This window comes from Flavobacterium sp. (assembly GCF_965277525.1).
Classification (GTDB): Bacteria; Bacteroidota; Bacteroidia; order Flavobacteriales; family Flavobacteriaceae; genus Flavobacterium.
In genome coordinates this window covers 636,829-655,814 of the sequence record NZ_CBDIDC010000011.1, presented here as the reverse complement: position 1 = coordinate 655,814, position 18,986 = coordinate 636,829, and the positions used below count along the sequence as shown (strand labels likewise).

Genomic DNA, 18,986 nt, shown 5'->3' with positions numbered 1-18,986 from the left:
TTTCTAGAAATACCTAGGTGTCATTAAACGGATGTTTCTGTTATTAAAGAAATAACCGATCGAAATCTCATGTGTCCCCCCGCTGTATCCCTGCAAAGATCCAATTGAGAAATCGTAGGCATAACCTATACGCCAATTACTGTTCACAAAAAGCTGTGCTGCCGCAACTCCCGAATTCAGGTTACTCAGGCCATTTTGAAGGTAACTCTTGTCGTATAACTTTACACCTGTACGATAAGAACCGCCAAGCCATACTTTATCTGCTATAATTACGAATGCATTAACATCTAAACTCGTAGGACCTCCTCGATCATCCTTTAATAAAAATGAAGGCTTTAACTGGATGTATTCGTTAATAGGAAGCAACATTCCGGCAGTTAAATAATAGTGAGGCTTAAAAGCATAACGGTCAACTTTGATATGCTGTGAAATCAAATTGTCTGCAGAGAAACCCGCATAGAAGCGGTCGTTAGAAAAGTAAACTCCTACCCTGGCATCAGGAACTATTGAACTTTGGATACCAAGAGGCTGGTTAATCTCATAATCGTTAGGTTTTAACATAGAGCCATCAATACTTAATTGTAGAGCACCCACACCCAGACCTAAAGCTAACCTCGATGATCCGTCTGGATTTAGCGGAATCCGGTATGCATAATTACCATAGGCGGAAAAATTTCGCTGTGCACCAATCTGGTCATTCGAAACTTGTAAGGCCAAACCAACGTTACCATTGTTTGCAATTGCATCAACAGCGATAGACATTGTGGTTGGGGAACCTTCAATACCGGTCCATTGATTGCGGTAAAAAGCCTGAAGGTTTAACTGTTCTCTGTAACCTGCATAGGCAGGATTAATATAAATCCCATTAAACATGTACTGACTAAACTGTGCATCCTGTTGTGCTTCCGCCAACATTATATTTAAGGTTAGTGTTATTAATATGAATATCTTTTTCATTTCTTATTTTAATTATTATTTACTCCAATAGGAGTTGGTTAAATCACAAAAAGATTTAACACTTCAGTATCCATCCCCATAATCCTACTTTTCGAATGTCCTGATCAAAGTGATATACCCCTTAAACACTTTCCAATCAGACTCTTCCAATTCTTTGACTCTAAGTATGTAGAAATAAGTTCCCTCATTTAAGCCCTCACCGGCCCAATTGTTTTGGTAATCCACAGTTTTATAAACCTCGTTGCCCCAACGGTTAACAATAACAATATCATTCTCCGCAAAACTTTCCAATCCAGGAATCTTGAAAGTATCGTTGGTCCCATCTCCGTTTGGCGTATATAAATTCGGAATAAACAAAGTAGAACCGGAAACAGTCAGTTTAGTAAAGTAGCTCTCATTAGCGTTCATATCAACTGGAATTGCTACATTGTTACTAACATGGATTCCTACCGCGGGATTAATTCCTTTTAATATATCCCATTTATCACCTATTAAGTAACTAGCAATGTTTGCACTAGCATCTTTAAACAAAGAACCATCTGTATTGCTATTATGTTGTAAAACCATCTGTGTAGTGCTGGACGGCGAACCATAAATGTGCCATACACGGTCCATACCCAAATCAGGGTTTTTGATTGTTTTGTTTGCTCCAGCATAATCCTGAACATTGACAAACAACCTGCCAGCGCTGTCCGGGGTTAAAGTAGCAGGAGTATAATCTCCTTCTTCAATTCCAATAGGAAATACAAAACTGTCGCTGCCAGCATATTCTTTTATCATATGACCGTTGCTACTATTATTCGTAACAACCATCCTGGATTTACTGTAATTCGCAATTTTGCCAGAACTGTTGAAAGCAAGGTCATGCCCGTTAAGAATAATATCCGCGTGGTCTATCGCTAAATCTAAAGCACTGCCAATGTTCAGCTCTGCTGATAAGGCATCTGAAGGGTTTGCAGTGTTAAAACCAGGATCAGAAACATCAGCTAGTAAAATATTTTCGGTATTGCGGTGCTCGATAGTCACGCCAAGGAAATTACCGTTATTACCGTCAATATGGGTAGGACCTGAAACCATATCAGGATAAAAAGGGTTCATACCAGGATTGTAAATAATGATCTTACCCGCACCGGTAAAGGTTGCATCAGGAGCAATCCAAATATTTTTACTGTAAATTTCCAAAGTGCCGTTAATCTCCCAGTTTGCTTGTGGTCCAAAATAGGTGCTCTCGCTGAATCGTTGTTCTGCAGTACCTTCAGAAATCACAACCATAGCGTCATCTACAGTCATGCTTCCAACGCCACTCTGTGCCATACAGTTAGAGAAATAAAACAAGAGTACAGTTGAGAATAATATTTTAATAGAATGGATAGACATCTTCATTGTATAGGGAAGATTAATATTTTTTTTATGATTATTTTTTAGTAATTAAAGATATAAGCGAACAATGTTCCCTTGTGCTCTATCTATCACTTCTCTTTCAACAATAGCTTTTCCAATTGCTCTAAACGAAGTTTCAGATCTTCCATATCCTTTTGTTGTTTATCAATTTTCTCTTGCTGCTCTAAGGTGTGCAAGTATAGTTCTTCAATTTTTTCTAAGCTCTGAATAGTCAGTTCAGTCATGTCAAAAGCATAACCATTTGCATCTTTCTTTAGATCGCTAATAGATTTAACTCCTGGCAAATGATTTTTTTCTTTAATAAAATTTCTTATATAATCCAATGATTTAAACTCGTAGTTTGCATTAAGTGATGATCTGCCGTTAAAGTATTTTTCGAAAACATAATCGGGATAAATATTACTCGTAGTAAATACTTTACCTGTTGCACTAATATTACCCACTACATATAAACTTGGGTTAGCAGCAGTAACTACATTCGAAGGAATTGTACTCGCTCCTATAGCTATATTTCCCATTTGATAAATGGCATCTGTATTCTCTGTTGCTTTTATTGTACCACCTTGTATTTGCCAAGGCTCAATACTTAATGTTGATATTGCAATTGTTTTTAATACTCCACCTGTTGAAGAAACTACTACATTATCATTTGATGTTCCTGTTGCCGGTAAGCCTGTTATGGCCACATCACTTCCCCCGCTTGCAATGGTTAAACTTTGACCGTTATTTGTTATAGTTGTTGCAGCAATTAAATTACCGCCCAATTCAATATTTCCACTTGTAGCTATTAAACCATTATTTGCTGTTGTAGTTGAAGCAACAATATAAGGAGATTCCGATGTACCGATACCTGTTACAGATATACCAGTACCTGCTTGTGTTACTCCGCCTTGCCCTGCAGCACCTGTTAATCCTATTGGACCATTGATACTTTTCCAGGAATTCGTTCTTGGATTATAAACCCAGGTTCCGCTGTCATTCGTGACAATTGTAACGCCTCTTCCTGGAGCGCCCGGAGTGCCTGAGCCTGGTGTGCCTGGTGTACCAGTTATTCCTGGCATATCCTGAACACCAACCACACCTGCATCTCCCTTATCTCCTTTTGGACCATTGATATTTGTCCAAATGTAAGTGGTTGGATTATAAACCCAGGTTCCGCCATCATTGGTCACTATTATTACACCTTCACCAGGGGCACCTGAACTCTCTGAACCAGGTCTGCCCGGAGCACCAAGTGTACCTGGCATATCCTGAACACCAATTACACATGCATCACCTTTATCTCCCTTATCTCCTTGTGGACCATTGATGTTTGTCCAGGTATTTGTCGTTGGATTATAAATCCAGGTTCCACCGTCATTCCTGACAATCGTTACACCTTCGCCCGGGGCACCTGAGCTGCCTGAACCTGGTCTGCCTGGCTTACCAATTGCACCGGGCATATCCTGAACAATAACTACACCTGGGTCTCCTTTATCGCCCTTATCTCCTTTATCACCCTTATCTCCTTTTGGACCGTTGATATTTGTCCAGGTATTCGTTCTTGCATTATAAACCCAAGTTCCACTGTCATTCGTGACAATTGTAACGCCTCTTCCCGGGGCGCCTGGAATACCTGTCCCTGGTGTGCCCGGTGTACCAATTGTTCCTGGCATATCCTGAACGCCAACCACACCTGCATCACCTTTATCTCCTTTTGGACCATTGATATTTGTCCAAATGTAGGTTGTTGGATTATAAACCCATGTTCCGCCGTCATTGGTTACTATTATTACGCCTTCACCAGGGGCACCTGAGCTCTCTGAACCAGGTCTGCCCGGCGCACCAAGAGTACCAGGCATATCCTGAACACCAAACACACATGCATCTCCTTTATCTCCTTTATCTCCTTTATCTCCTTTATCTCCTTTATCTCCTGCAGTTCCAGTTAATCCGATAAGACCTTGTGCACCAGTTTGGCCAGTTAAACCCATTGGTCCCTGCACTCCTGCATCACCTTTGTCGCCTTTATCTCCTTTTACTCCTGTAGTTCCAGTTAATCCGATAAGACCTTGTGCCCCAGTTTCTCCTGTTAAACCCATTGGTCCCTGCACTCCTGCATCACCTTTCTCTCCCTTATCACCTTTCTCTCCTTTTTGACCATTGATATTTGTCCACGTACTATTGGTTGGATTATAAACCCAGGTTCCACTGTCATTCGTGACAATAGTTACGCCTGCGCCTGGGGCGCCTGGTTGACCTGATCCTGGTATTCCCGGCATACCATTTTTACCAGGCTGCGCTTCTATGCCAATTGAATCAGGATTATCTTTTGTTCCTTGGATAAAAATCCATTTAGTGCCATCGTTATAATAAATACCTGGCATGACATCGCTTTCAGTTGCAGTATTATAAACCATCATTCCTGCGACGTGCGCACTTAAGGGAAAAGCATTAGTTGATGCTTTTAAGGCAATACGAGCATGCAGAAAACCCTTATTAGAACTTTCTAGTTCAAAAATTGCATCCTTATTTGGTAAATTCCCATTACTACCTGTTCCATCTTTGACTTTTTGTTGAGCCATTACTAGTGTAGTACCTAGTAAAATTGTTAAACTAAAGAGTAAACGTTTATTCATATCATAATAAATTGAGTGTACAGATTATCTATACTGTGATTTTTTTATTGAACTTCCTGGACATTTTAAATTTTATAAAATTGATGCAGGCTTCTTTAGTCTTGAGTTATAACTAAAAGCTATCGTTTAACATTTTTAAAAGAGATACATCAATAATTTGGGGCAAATCTATGAGCTATTTTCTCACGATAAAATAGCTTAAATAAGCTATTTTTCTAAAAATCAACAACATACACCAAAATAATAAGTTCTTATTCTCTTTAAATATATCTGCTGTAATTTCATAAAGGTTCGGCAGGATCAATTTCCACAGCTGTTAAATAGGAAAACAGCTCAAGATTGATAGCTATAAAAGAGTGGATGGAATACCGTAAAAAAATCACTTTGATTTTTATGTTGTACGATCTGTACTTACTCAATTATCGCCAGAGTTTATAATAGTATCCTGGCACATTCTTTTTTTTGATAAATAGAAATCCATAATTTACAAGGACTAAAAAATTGGGTCAAATATATTGTCTGCCAATTATCTGTATCTGCAGTAGCCTTATTTTGAGAGGATTGTCTATTCCTAAATACAAAACACTTCGCATCTTCAACAACAACTCCTAGTTCAAAATCTATTTTTTCGGTTTTATACATTATAAAACAAAAAAAACAACCCGAAGGTTGTTTTTTATTTCTGCGATACTATGATTATTTAAAAATGCTTTTTGAAAAAATTATGCGCCAACATTTCTGGCATATTACCGATATAATTTTATATTTCGTTCAAATGAATATATTTAAATCGCTAACTTTTATAATGCTTAGAACTAATTTTTTATTCTGCATATTTTTAATTATTCATTTATCAAAAGTTCTCTGTTGTTTGATTTACTATTCAACGAGTCTAAAGTTTCGTAGCTTCCAAGGTAAAGCTTCCCACTCCAATCGGCACACGACCGTTAACAGCTTCAATGACTTTGGCTGCACCAGCAGTGGTGAATCCTCCATATAGTTCAATCAGTCCGTAGTTAGATTCTGCAAGTTCTACGGCAACGATAGCAGCTGTCGCTTCATCCGGCACAGGAATGAAAGTTGTATGTTGGGGATGGAATTCTTTCTCGAAGCGATCGGTAGCGGGATCGCTATCACTTTCAAGAATAATGAATGCTTCACGAGGAGGATTGCCTTCGTAAAAAGAAGCACTGTAAGCGGCAGCCAAAACTAACGATTCATATCCAAAAGTAATTGAGCTCACCTTTGCACGATTGCCAATTGCTTCGCTAATCTTTGCTCTCCAAATGGGAGAAAGGTAACCACATAATTCTATGAGTTCTGCCCCATCTTCTACAAGAGCAATGGCGGCGGCTAAAGATTCTGAAGAATCGCCTATTGCCACAATAGTCAACCGACCCGAAGCACTTTCACGAACAAACTTGGTTTTATTGGGCTCTGCACCATAACCCTCGTAAATAATAGCCTTGTTAAGGCGACTTTGACTTTCTAATTTATTATTTTGCATATCTTAATTATTTATTGATGCAAATTTCGGAGGTAATCAGAATGCTTTTTTTGATGTAGATCAAAATCGTCTATGATTTTCGAATGCGGCTTAATGTTTCTTGTGTAATTCCCAAAAAAGATGCAATATGCCCAAGGTTGATACGTTGTAACAAGTATGGCATTTGCAAAATTAAGTTTCTATAACGTTCTGAAGCAGTTTCGAAATGTAGTGAATTAATTCTTTCTTCAAGAATAACACATAGTTCTTCAGCAACTTTTCTGCCAATTAAGTTCAATTCGGGATACATCTTGTATAAATCCTCCAAATCATCAAATGAAATAGCATATAATTCTGAATCTTCAAGGAACTGAATATTTTCGGGAGCCACTTTGTTAGCATACATCGGCATTATTGCCCCAAAGATCTGATTTTCTGCTCCAAACCAAACATTAATCTCCTTTTCGTTTCTGTAAATATAAGATCTAACGATCCCCTTTTTCAATACAAAAAAACTAGCCAAAATTTGACCTTGTTTTAGTAGGTGGCTGTTTTTCTTTTTCTGAAAATGTTTTGTTTTTTGTTGAATGCCCTTTTCAGCTTCTGAACTCATCGGCCCATATTTTTTGAGCTGTTCTATTAGTGGATTCATTATTTGTTTTATGATTGTTTACTAGTTACTATTACTCTTTGGTATTTTATGATGGATCGTAAATGATAATTAATGTTACTTATAGAAACGATGTTCAGTGTTGATATGCAATTAGCCATCCTCTATTATTTAACAAACTCTACATTGCAAAAATACTCTGCCTTATTATAAGTTACAATGGCTAAATAATGCCATTTTAATGTGCTTAAATAAACAAATTCACCCATTATTAATACTTTAAAAGAGTACTGCAAAAATCAGCTCCTATGTCAAATAAGGCAATCTGATTGTTTGTTTTGCAGATTTAACTAAGCATCGACATTATTATAATGCTTTAGATATTCTAATCTTATGTCCTTAATTAAGAATAAAGGGATTACCCTAAAACTTCCTTATTATCAATACATTAAAATAGCCTTTTTAAGCTATTGTTGCAGATAGTGAGGAAAAATACTTTTGCGGAATAAAATTCATTTTTTTAATCAACTGACAGATTAAAAGTTAAACATAAAAACAAATTCTTATAAATAAAAACACATTTGAATTTTATCCATTATCAGCTTTAGCTACTACAACAGTCTTTCAAGCGATGACACCAGTCATCCGAATACTCAAATGTTTAGCTAAGAATCTTTAAAAAATCACAAATAACAAGAATTAATAAAACAAAGATGAAAAAAAAATTACTCCGCATTTGCCTGGAATTTTTATATGCTCAAACCACTTATTACGCATCTCAATTCTGTAAGTTAGGCCCCATGTTTAGTTTATGCTTCCGTTACAAATTCTAGTATTAAAAGTATGATTTTTTTTTAATATTTAATCACATGTTTTAAATCCGGACTAGCTATTGCTTCAGCAAAAGTCTCAATATACCATTTCACACAGGCAAATAACATTTTATCCTATAATTTAATCAAACAATGAAAGTAATCGAAGAAATCAAACAAATTAAAGAGCTTACAGATTCTGAAATAACAAATATATTTGTATTAGCACAAGCTTATTATGTAGAGCCTACTAGTGTTGTAGATAGTGAGTTGAAGCGCAACAATATGATTTATCTTTTAAAAGATAGTTGTAACAATATATTATGTTTCTTTATGGTGGCCTGGCAGAAGTTTAAAATACATTCTGAAGAAAGGGATATTGTTTATATGGGATTGACTTGTACAAGTCAAAATCATCAGGAAAAAAAATTTTCATCAAGACTCCTCTATAATTTTACTGTTGACGCATATAATTATCAGCAAAAAAACAATCAAAAGCTCCTGCTTTATGCCAAGGTAGCGAGTCCTATTATATTATTAATGCTGCCAAAAATATATGATAACATACAACCTGATTGGGATGGAAATTACAATAAAAAAGATAAAGAAGTAATTGAAAGTATAAAAAAAGCAGGTGGATTAGATGAATTTTCCAGCAATCACCCCTACGTATTAAAAGGAGCTACAGCCAACACGAAGTATTCTACAAACGAAAAGGTCAGACAAAAAGAATTTGTATTCAATAGCGATATAAATACATTTGAGAAACTTAACATCGATGAATCGAACGGCGACAGATTACTTATAATTTGTGAGATACCTTCGAAATCAAAACTGGACAGTTTAAAATTAAAACTCGATAATAATTATCACACTATTGAAGAATAATAATATACGAGATTACGGTCAATGAGAATAAAAGGAGTGACTAGAAGTGTCACCAGTCTAAAATCTTTTTTTACAGGAAAAGTCCTCCTCACCAAAAAACGCTTAAAAGCAATAATCTAGTTGTTATCATTCAGGCTTACCATACAAAGCCCTGGTGTGTTTTTTTATTTTTGGGTTTTGAATTATTAACTTTTCATATACTCCAAATGCCAACAACTCACCAGCAGACAAATCATGCTCGCAAGACCAATTTTTTAATCTGTTTTTATATACTAAGTGCCCGTTTACTTTATATTTTTCCCTGTCAACAATAGGCTCAATTACAACATTCTTCTTTTTAGTCATCTCTATTTCTGGCTTATCTAATTAAACATAATTTTAAAAGCTGCTCGCTCTCCAATTTTTTTACTATTTTTTTCAAAACTTTAAGCGCCAAAATTATTTTACCAAATCAAATGTGGCAATAGCTAGATTACGCTATTTTTAATCGACTAAAAATAAACGTATTAAGTATTAAATTCCTCTAGCCTAGTATCTGTAATTTAGAAAAATGTGATCAACAAAGCCTATTCTCACTCTTGATATAACTAAGCAATTGGCATTAAAAAATGAGAGCATTTTCGAAATTATTTTCATCTTTGAAGGCACTATCCAAAAGGTGTTTTTTTAAGGTGTGGAAATAATCAATAATAGGAAACACATCAGTACTGTTATTACAGTAATCAATATACCATATCAAATACACTATTAATAGTCATTTAAAGTAACGACTTCTACAGGTTGTGAAAGCATATAACAATCTTCAATTCAAAATTGCTTTTTTTAAATTTTCAACAACTTCCTTAAACAACTCTACGGCAGTAAAATGAATTATAATTACGCATAAAATTCAGAAACATCAATAGGGATTTTACCCGAAATTATCGGAAAAGCACATCTTACAGGTCAGGATACACACTTACTAAGTCCATTGAAGCTGTCAATTACTATACCGTAAGAAAAGTAACATTTAATTATTTATAGCCTATTTTAGCTATTGTGTTGATATAAAATGAATTATAGTTTTGCCCCTGATTAAGGAAATCTTATTAACAAAATTCCGATGATTATTTAAAACAAATTACAAATTACAAACATTGACAATGAAAAAATTAAATTTCTTAACGTTAGCTGCCGTGGCTTTATTCTTTACAGCATGTGGCGAAAATGAAACAACAACAAAAGAAGAACAACAGCCAGCTGAAAAAAATGGAGAATTATTAGCTGTAAATTTACAAACATCTAAAGTAGACTGGAAAGCAACTCACAAAGGAGGGGTTTTTCCACGCTGGGGCACGTTAAATCTTAAATCTGGAGAAGTATCAGTGGAGAAAGGAGAACTTAAGGCAGGAGATTTTACAATGGATATGCCATCTATTAAAGTCGATCCTGCATCAGTAACAGAGCCAGGAGCGCAATATTTACAATTAGAAGCTCACTTAAAAAACGCAGATTTTTTTGATGTAGAAAAATATCCAACTGCAGATTTTAAAATTACTAAAGTTACTTCCTTAAATCCAGCAGATAATGTTGTTATAGAAGGGTCGAATAAAACTGTAAGTGGTAACCTTACTCTTAAAGGAAAAACTCTTAATGTTACTTTCCCGGCAAAAGTCACTATAGTAAACGGAAATGTAGCCCTACAGGCAAAGTTTACTGTTAACCGTACTGACTGGAATATTAATTTTGCAACAACTGAAGCAGATCCGGCTGAATGGGCAATCAGTAAAGATCTTGAGATTGGTATAGATGTCAAAACGGCAAAATAACAACCGTTAATTATTATTCAGGCAAAAAGTTCCGTTTGATTTTTAAATTGGGACTTTTTGTTTTTTTTGATTTTATAGCTTATTTTAGCTATTGCATTACTCAAAAATGAATTATAACTTTACGTCTATTCACAGAGATTTTTTTTGAATTAAAAAAGTTTCTTCAGCAAAAATTCCAATGATTAAAATTGCAATATTCGACGACCATAAGGAGAGACGCGAAGCTCTAAAATTATTACTATCTCTTGAAGAAGATATGGAGTGTATTTGTGATTTTGAAGACTGTACTAACCTGGTTGAAAATCTGCGTCCAAATGTACCTGACGTAGTTCTAATGGACATTCATATGCCTGGTGTAGGTGGCATTGAAGGTGTTAAATTGCTGACAAAAAATTTTCCAGAGACCAATATAATCATGCAGACTATATTTGAAGATGATAAAAATCTTTTTAATAGTTTATTAGCAGGTGCAGATGGTTATCTGCTAAAAAAAGCAACAAATGAAAAAATAATTGAAGGCATACATGAAGTTATGAATGGCGGTGCCCCAATGTCTCCCGGAATTGCAAAACGAGTCCTTGAATATTTCAATAAAAAAAATAATAAGGAAAAAGAAGACGACTTTAATTTATCCAAAAGAGAAATAGATATTTTAAGCTATCTTGTAAAGGGATTCAGCCATAAAATGATCGCTGCTGAACTCTTTATATCACCTTTTACGGTTAATAACCATATCAAAAATATTTATAGTAAGATGCATGTACATAATGTTTCTGAAGCCGTTGCAATTTCTATTAAGAAAAATATTATCTAATAGAATTTAAAGGAGTTTTTTTATACAATAAGCATTTAACTATGTTCAATTTAAATGAAATACAGCATCGTTGATTATTTTTTGACTACAAAACTATTTACAAAGTAAATGTCCTCTTACTGAAGTAATACAATTAGACATAATCAGCCAAGTCTAATTGTATTGAAAAATCATGCCATTTTTATGACCTCATCTTTATGAGACAGACAACCTTATCGTGATAAAGGGTTGATATTTACTTGCTAGGTAATAAAATTGACAACACAATACAATATATCTTATTGTTGAGGTAAGATTAAACCTATCCACAAATACCTAAATCATATTTCTTCAGGTAAACCGAAAGTTAAATTTCAATCCTGTGCATTTAGAAATCCTAAATGTTTTTCTAGTTCTATTTTTCAATAATTCAAAATAAAAAATAAATGAAAAGATACTGTTTAACAGTTTTAATAATTTTTATGCTGGCTTCTTGTGACCACGAGGAAAATATCGACGAGAATATTCCTTCTGGCAATGGCTTTCCAGAAAATATAACAAGTTATAATTTCCCTTTAAATACTATTAATTTGAGAGGACAATCCCCTATTAATATTACTACTTACAGTACTACAAAAATAAATGCCACAGATCCCGTAATTCATTATAATTCAATTGTATTAAACAGTATTGAAAACACATCTGAGGATTTAAAAATTAATTTATTAAGCCCGGATCGAGAGAATAATTATATTCTCATTAAAGGCAAGAAATACAAATTACAGCAATTTCATTTTCATCATCATAGTGAGCATAAAATAGATGATCAATACAATGAAATGGAAATACATTTTGTAAATATATCTGATACAGGTGCATATGCTGTTTTAGGAGTATTTGTTGAGAAAGGGAAAATAAATGATTATTTACAATCCCTTATTGCTTATTCTCCAGCAACCAAAGGAGTTAATTCTTTTACAGATATGTTTGATTTAAGTTCATTATTACCCCTAAATCGTATTAACTATTACGCCTATAGCGGATCGCTAACTACACCAAATCGAGATTTTATACCAAATCAAGGACCAGTAACATGGATACTTTTCAAGGATAAAATTATGGCTTCTGATTCCCAACTAAAAGAGTATTCTTCAATATATCATGAAGAAAACTTTAGAATTGTCCAACCCTTGAATAATAGGGTAATCTACGAAAACTAGGAATTGTAACGTTTTTTATTGTTTTAGGTAAATGATTCTTAGATTAAAAAAAATATCATTTTTTATGTCATTGGATTCCAATTGTCGTTAGCTCGCAAAAAATAATCCTCAACTCAAAATTTGATTGGCAAATTGTTTAAATTTGTACCCAGTTTATAAAAATTATATATGTTCCTTATTTTCAAGATATATAATTTTAGATATTAAAACTCATTTGCTGTAAAAAAGTAATCATACTATCAAAATCGAAGGGCAAATAATGTTTTTTTGATCATTTATACTGTCAATATAAATGAATAAATACGTAATTGATATTTCTTTTAGTTATCAATCTATTTTAATTTTTGTACAAAAAATTTTACGTATATTTCATCATTAACAGTAGTGGCATTGTTCCGTTAATTGTTAAAAGTATATTTAAGCAAATAATCCCCATTTTTTGCATGATAGTCTTCCAATTTCAACCCACGATAAATAAAAACTTACGATTTGTTTTTTGTATTCTATTTATTTTTTGCAATCTAACCAGGTCTTGGGCACAACAGAATTTCAAATCTGTAAGCTTTTATTCGTTTGGAATTGATAATGGACTCTCGCAGGGTTTTGTCAGCAATATTCTGCAAGACAAAAAGGGGTTTATGTGGTTTGCCACGGCAGATGGACTAAATAAATATGACGGTTACAAATTTGTCGTTTATCATCATGATCACGACAATCATAATACATTAGCAAATGATGATATAACTTGTGTATTTCAGGATGTCAAAGGACGAATTTTGATTGGTACCCGCAACAGCGGTGTCGATCTATTTGATCCGGAGAATAATACTTTTACGCATTTCCAGCATACCTCTAATGCAGGCCTACACTCAAATAGTATCCTACAAATATCAGGAGATAAAAGTGGTACAATTTGGATTAAAACACGAGATGGCATAGAAAGAATGGAAATATTAGCCAAGCATTTTCCTGATCGCGCTAATGGCAACACTAAGGTTCGATACCATGCAAAATTTATCCCTATAAAAATAGATCAGCAGACTGAACTTCATAAAAAAAAGTCTGCTCCCCAAGGACTTTTCATTGACAGTAAAAACAGGATTTTCATTACAACAACTGATAAAGTCTGGCAGCTATTTTTTAATTCTGAAACTAACAAATATAAATTGCTTGAACGTTATCGCTTTACCTCGGCTGATCAGTCATTTGTTCCTGAAATTATCGAAGATAAAGCTGGGAAAAGGTTATTGCTTAATAATAAAGATATTATTAAGTTTTCAGACTATGAATTTAATAATCCGGTAAAAATTTATAATTATCACGCCTATCAGATTAGTACAGTAATTGATAAGGAACAAAACCTGTGGCTTTCTCAGGATAACAAAATTGTCCTGCTTAATTTAAAAACAGGTTATGTACGAAATTTGATTTCTAATATTCCCAGTCAAGATCTTGCTATCTCGACTGTCACAGACTTTTATTGTGATAATACTGGTGTTGTCTGGATAGCAACAGGAGGATATGGTCTTTTAAAATATGACCCGCAAGCAGAACTCTTTAATCACATTTTTCCTGGCGAAACAGTTTATCAGTTGATTATTGATAAAAAAAATGATGTATATACCAATAACTTTCATCAAATTAAATTAAGAAAAAATCAGATCTCTCAAATTTCCGATTATTTAGATTTTAAAGCACTTAAAAAGAAGTATCCAAATATTCATGTGACATCTTTTGCGAAAGATACTGGCGATTACATTTATTTAGGAGTAAAAAGTAATCTTCTTAGATACAACCTCAAAAAACGTATTTTTACTAAAATTCCCTTGCCCTATAAAAATATAAATGAAATCCCTTTTCCTATATACTGTGATAATAAAAACAATATCTGGATGGGTTATAAAGGATCTTTAGTAAAATTTGAGCCATCCACAATAAAGTTTAGCAAAGTCGAATTTCCTACTCGTGAATCACTTTATAATTACGATTTTATACAACAAATTTATCAGGATGGTAATGTACTTTGGTTAGGCACCACAGATGGCCTTTTTAGCTTTGATATAGCCAAAGAAAAGATACACGATAATTATTCAACTAAACCCAACAGCAATACATCACTTAGTAATAATTACATTCTCTCGTTAAATAATGATGCTGCCAACCCGCAAAAATATTTATGGATAGGCACAAAAGGGGGAGGATTGAATCGCCTTAATAAACAAACAGGTAAGTTTTCTAAGTTTGATACTAAAGATGGCCTGCCCAATAATGTCATTTACGGAATCCTCACGGACAAAGAAGGGAAACTTTGGTTAAGTACAAATAAAGGAATATCCAAATTCGATCCTATTAAGACTTCATTCCAGAATTTTAATGTTGATGACGGACTTCAAAGCAATGAATTTAACCGTTATGCTTTTGGTCAGACCAGTGATGGCATGTTGTTTTTTGGAGGAATGAATGGAATTACTTATTTCGATCCGCAAAAAATTAAACCCCTGAGTCCACCGCCAGTAGCTTTTACAGAATTTCGATTATTCAATAAACCAGTGATCCCAGGGGATACCAGTTCTATTCTTAAAGTAAGTTTAAATTCAATTAAAGAAATAAGATTAAACTATAATCAAAATGTACTTACTTTCCAGTTTGCAGCCATGGATTATCGAAAACCCGGAAATCTAAGATACAGATATATAATGGAGGGGTTTGATAAAGATTACATCTATGCAGGTACTGCCAGAGAGGCTACATACTCCAATCTAAATCCGGGTGAATATCATTTTAAAGTACAAGCAAATTATGGCACAGCCCGATGGGGAGATAAGGATGCTTCTGTAAAATTAATAATTATTCCGCCATGGTATAAAACGTGGTGGTTTTGTGTTTTGAGTGTAATCACTACCATTGCATTGTTTTACGGGTTTCATAGATATAGACTTGCACAATTAAACAGGGAAAACAGATTAAGGAATCGAATTGCAAGAGATCTGCATGATGAGCTAGGTTCTTCTTTGAGTACTATTGCTATATATTCAAAAATTGTGCATCAAAAAAATGCCAGTCCCTCATTTGATCATCAACCTCTATTGCTTAAAATTACCAATAGCGCTACTGAGACGATGGAGTCTATGAGTGACATTGTATGGAATATCTATCATAAAAATGATGCATTTGAAAGTATTTTAAGCAGGATGCGTGAACATGCTCACCAGTTGTTCGAGGCGAAAGCATACACACTTCATTTTGATTTTGATGAAGGATTATTAAAAAGAAAAATGTCTATGGAAAAAAGACGTGATTTTTATCTGATTTATAAAGAAGCACTGAATAATGTTGCTAAATATGCAGATGGAAAGAACATTTGGATTAGTTTTACTTCTCACAATAATGCCATTACATTAACGGTTATCGATGATGGAAAAGGATTTGACTCACAAATTAAAAGTGAAGGCAATGGGCTTTCTAATATGGCACATCGTGCGAAAGCATTAAAAGGAGAATTAAAAATTGTTTCTTCCCCAAACAAGGGAACAAGTGTAGAATTAAAATTTTAAATAGTATTGATTTGAAAGAATGCCTTTGGACAAACCAAAAGCATTCTCTACTAACAAAACCAATCTAAAAAAATATTAAAAAAAAAGTAATTTTAATAATATAGTTTATGTTTAAAGCCTAGAATTTATAGTTTAAGGACAAATTAAACATAGTTCCTAACTGACTAAAATGTGATCCATAGTATGTTGTTTGTGAATAACGCCCATTGAAAGTAATCAGGTTAAATTGTGTCTTTGCCTGGGCAGGATCTGCCAGTAAGGCCGCACCGTCTGCGTTTTTGGCCTTAAACTCCCACTCTGGTAAAATATTAAACAAATTGTTTACGTTTAAATCAAGACTTAACTTTTCAGTAGCATTAAAATGAAAACCTAAGTCGGTAACAATTTTAGGAATAAATTCTGTGTTCAGGTTAGCGTCCAGCCCTTGCTGATGAAAAGTTGCTTTTCCAAAATAAGTGTTATTTAGAGAAAATGCCAACTTACCAATTTCGTAATTACCTCCCAGTATCCATTTAGTTTTAGGTCGCGATGTAAAAGTCAGCGTGTTTAAAATATCTCCAAATGAGTTGTTTGTAACAGGAGAAATTCTTTTATTTTCGAAAGTAATATTTCCGGATAAGTTAATACCTAATTTACCTTCTCCAATTCCAATATTACTATATCCTGTAACTACATCTAAGCCCGAGGTTCTGGAGTCAAAAGAATTAGAAAACCAGGCGACATTACCAAATTCAGTATTTTGTCTGTCTCCTAATACAATTCTGTCATTTACTTTGATATTATAATAATCTAAAGTAATATTAAAGCCACTAAAAGGTTTTGCGCCAATACCTACAGTTATATTGGTTGATTTTTCAGGATCTAATGGCGGTATCCCTAATTCGCGGGCCTCAGGCGAGACATTATTAATAATACCATTAATTTGAAGTCCTTGTCCTGCCACAAGTGAATATTGTGATTTTTGAGTATAAATCTGATGTAATGTTGGAGCTCTAAAACCAGTTGATACAGATCCTCTTAAGGTAATTTTATCGTCAAGAAATTCATATCTTGAGCTTACTTTCCAAACCGTTGCTCCACCAAAGTCACTGTACTCCTCATGACGAACTGTACCGTTTACCAAAAAATCTTTTGTAACATCATAAGCAATGTCAAAGTATGCTCCAATATTGTAGCGATTCCATTTTCCTGAATTCTCAGTAGCATTTCCTGCAAAAGAGTCTGCACCAGTACCTTCCCATGAAGCTTTATCACCTTCTATAACCGTAAAATTCTCAGATCTGAATTCCGTTCCAATACCAATACTAATTTTGTCAGATATAATTTTAGAAATATCAATATTTCCAACAACATGGTTAAAAGACGTTCCACCAGGTTTAAAAGAAATAGGACTGTTTTCTCTGTAAACATCATTTCCGTCTGAATCAACGATATTAGACATATTTACAGAATTGTTCACAGTATATAATTGTTTGTTTCCCCCTATAGTAACACTTGCATCAGTATTCCAGCCATTTTTTATATTTTTAAAGCCTAGTGTACCATTATAATCTGTTAAATCTCCTTCAAAAGTAGGACGATACCCTTGATAAGACGGATTAGCAGCATCACCATTGCCAAATAGATTATTAAGATAGGGATTATCGGCTAAAGTTCTCCAATATGGTGTTCTGTAATTGGCAAATGAGTTTGCTTTTTTATAAATATAAGCAGCATCATAATATATTTTTGTGTTTTCGCTTATGTCATTTCCTCCATTAATCAAGAATTTAGCTGCTGCTGTCTGCGGAGATCCGTTAATATTTAAGCCATCCGGATGTTTATCAAGAAAAGTCTGGACATCTGCAATATTGGCTCCAAAATCTACCGACTCGCCCAGAGCATCAACATTTCCTGGTCTGTTAGCCAGATTTACTTTTGAAAAATCTATGGTGTAATTCAGGAAACCTTTTTCGCCAACAGTTGTCCCGTTATTTAAACTTACTCCTAACATTTCACCATCTCCTTTAGAAGTGATACCGCTTCTGACTATTAATGATCCTCGTTTGCTGTTTTTCTTTAAAATAACATTCATTACTCCTGCAATTGCATCAGATCCATATTGAGCTGATGCCCCATCACGTAAAATTTCAACTCTCTCAATCGCGTCAGTTGGTATTGCAGAAATATCTACACCTGTTTCTCCATATCCTGGAGAATATTGTACATAAAGTAAAGAACTTAAATTTTTACGTTTACCGTTAATAAGCACCAAAGTCCTGCTTGGCCCCATATTTCTGATTTCGTAAGGATCGAGCAATGATGTTGCGTCATTTGCCGGAGACTGTATCGTATTAAAGGAAGGTATCCTATACTGTAAAGCTTTATCAAATGTAGCCTGACCCGTAGATGTTAAATCTTTAGACGATAAGGCATCAATAGGCAATGCGCTGGTCGTATTACTTCTGGGAGCAGTTCTTGTTCCGGTAACGATTACTTCAGCAAGGTTTTGACTAACTTCTTCAGATAAAGAAACATTAATTACAGAAGTTGTAGCTGCTTTTGTAATGCTGCTATAGCCCATATAACTAAAAATCAAGGAAGCACCTTCTTTTACGGTTATTTTATAAGATCCATCAATATCGGTAGATACACCGTTGCTGGTTCCTTCTTCTACAATATTAACTCCGGGCAATGGAGCTCCTGAGTTGTCTTTTACTACTCCTGTGATTTCTTGTGCAAAGACAAATACAGAGTTAAGTAGAACTAATAGTAACACAATCTTTTTCATAATAAAGGTTGTTTTGAATGAATATTTTGATAGTAATATTTAAATATGGTATAGTAGAACTAATGCTAT

General features: G+C 34.2%; 12 protein-coding genes. 5 read left to right on the top strand and 7 right to left on the bottom strand.

The features are described from left to right. Nucleotides 1–3 precede the first annotated feature (3 nt). From ACQY44_RS23355 to ACQY44_RS23335, 5 genes are all read right to left on the bottom strand, one after another. Complete coding sequence (locus ACQY44_RS23355; protein WP_428232681.1) at nucleotides 4–957, bottom strand: PorP/SprF family type IX secretion system membrane protein; 954 nt, start codon at nucleotides 955–957, stop codon at nucleotides 4–6. 84 nt (nucleotides 958–1,041) lie between these two features. Further along, nucleotides 1,042–2,340: a gliding motility-associated C-terminal domain-containing protein gene (locus ACQY44_RS23350; RefSeq protein WP_428232680.1), complete on the bottom strand. Its 1,299-nt coding sequence runs from the start codon at nucleotides 2,338–2,340 to the stop codon at nucleotides 1,042–1,044. An 86-nt stretch (nucleotides 2,341–2,426) separates the two neighbouring features. Next, nucleotides 2,427–4,976, bottom strand: a complete 2,550-nt coding sequence (locus ACQY44_RS23345) for a hypothetical protein (protein ID WP_428232679.1) — start codon at nucleotides 4,974–4,976, stop codon at nucleotides 2,427–2,429. An 892-nt stretch (nucleotides 4,977–5,868) separates the two neighbouring features. Further along, a complete protein-coding gene (locus ACQY44_RS23340; protein ID WP_428232678.1) occupies nucleotides 5,869–6,483 on the bottom strand; it encodes a DUF6506 family protein in 615 nt (204 codons plus the stop codon). A 70-nt stretch (nucleotides 6,484–6,553) separates the two neighbouring features. Next, the gene (locus tag ACQY44_RS23335) at nucleotides 6,554–7,114 is read right to left on the bottom strand and encodes a Crp/Fnr family transcriptional regulator (protein ID WP_428232677.1); all 561 of its coding nucleotides are present in this window, start codon (nucleotides 7,112–7,114) and stop codon (nucleotides 6,554–6,556) included. A gap of 923 nt (nucleotides 7,115–8,037) precedes the next feature. Between ACQY44_RS23335 and ACQY44_RS23330 the strand changes: the two genes are divergently transcribed. Further along, complete coding sequence (locus ACQY44_RS23330; protein ID WP_428232676.1) at nucleotides 8,038–8,772, top strand: hypothetical protein; 735 nt, start codon at nucleotides 8,038–8,040, stop codon at nucleotides 8,770–8,772. 126 nt (nucleotides 8,773–8,898) lie between these two features. Here ACQY44_RS23330 and ACQY44_RS23325 read toward each other — a convergent pair whose 3' ends face one another. Next, on the bottom strand, nucleotides 8,899–9,117 hold the full coding sequence (locus ACQY44_RS23325; protein ID WP_428232675.1) for a hypothetical protein: 219 nt from the start codon (nucleotides 9,115–9,117) through the stop codon (nucleotides 8,899–8,901). Nucleotides 9,118–9,914: 797 nt separating this feature from the next. Here ACQY44_RS23325 and ACQY44_RS23320 point away from each other — a divergent pair. The 4 genes from ACQY44_RS23320 to ACQY44_RS23305 all read left to right on the top strand — a co-directional run bounded on the left by ACQY44_RS23320 (nucleotide 9,915) and on the right by ACQY44_RS23305 (nucleotide 16,147). Further along, complete coding sequence (locus ACQY44_RS23320; protein WP_428232674.1) at nucleotides 9,915–10,580, top strand: YceI family protein; 666 nt, start codon at nucleotides 9,915–9,917, stop codon at nucleotides 10,578–10,580. A 178-nt stretch (nucleotides 10,581–10,758) separates the two neighbouring features. Continuing rightward, nucleotides 10,759–11,394 (top strand): response regulator, encoded by a 636-nt coding sequence (locus ACQY44_RS23315; protein WP_428232673.1) that lies wholly within the window; start codon nucleotides 10,759–10,761, stop codon nucleotides 11,392–11,394. Between the two features lie 425 nt (nucleotides 11,395–11,819). Then, the gene (locus ACQY44_RS23310; protein WP_428232672.1) at nucleotides 11,820–12,593 is read left to right on the top strand and encodes a carbonic anhydrase family protein; all 774 of its coding nucleotides are present in this window, start codon (nucleotides 11,820–11,822) and stop codon (nucleotides 12,591–12,593) included. Between the two features lie 443 nt (nucleotides 12,594–13,036). After that, a complete protein-coding gene (locus ACQY44_RS23305; RefSeq protein WP_428232671.1) occupies nucleotides 13,037–16,147 on the top strand; it encodes a ligand-binding sensor domain-containing protein in 3,111 nt (1,036 codons plus the stop codon). 118 nt (nucleotides 16,148–16,265) lie between these two features. On the opposite strand, the gene ACQY44_RS23300 is transcribed toward ACQY44_RS23305, so the two are convergent. After that, entirely contained in the window at nucleotides 16,266–18,917 is a 2,652-nt protein-coding gene (locus tag ACQY44_RS23300; protein WP_428232670.1) for a TonB-dependent receptor, read from the bottom strand. Nucleotides 18,918–18,986: the final 69 nt, after the last annotated feature.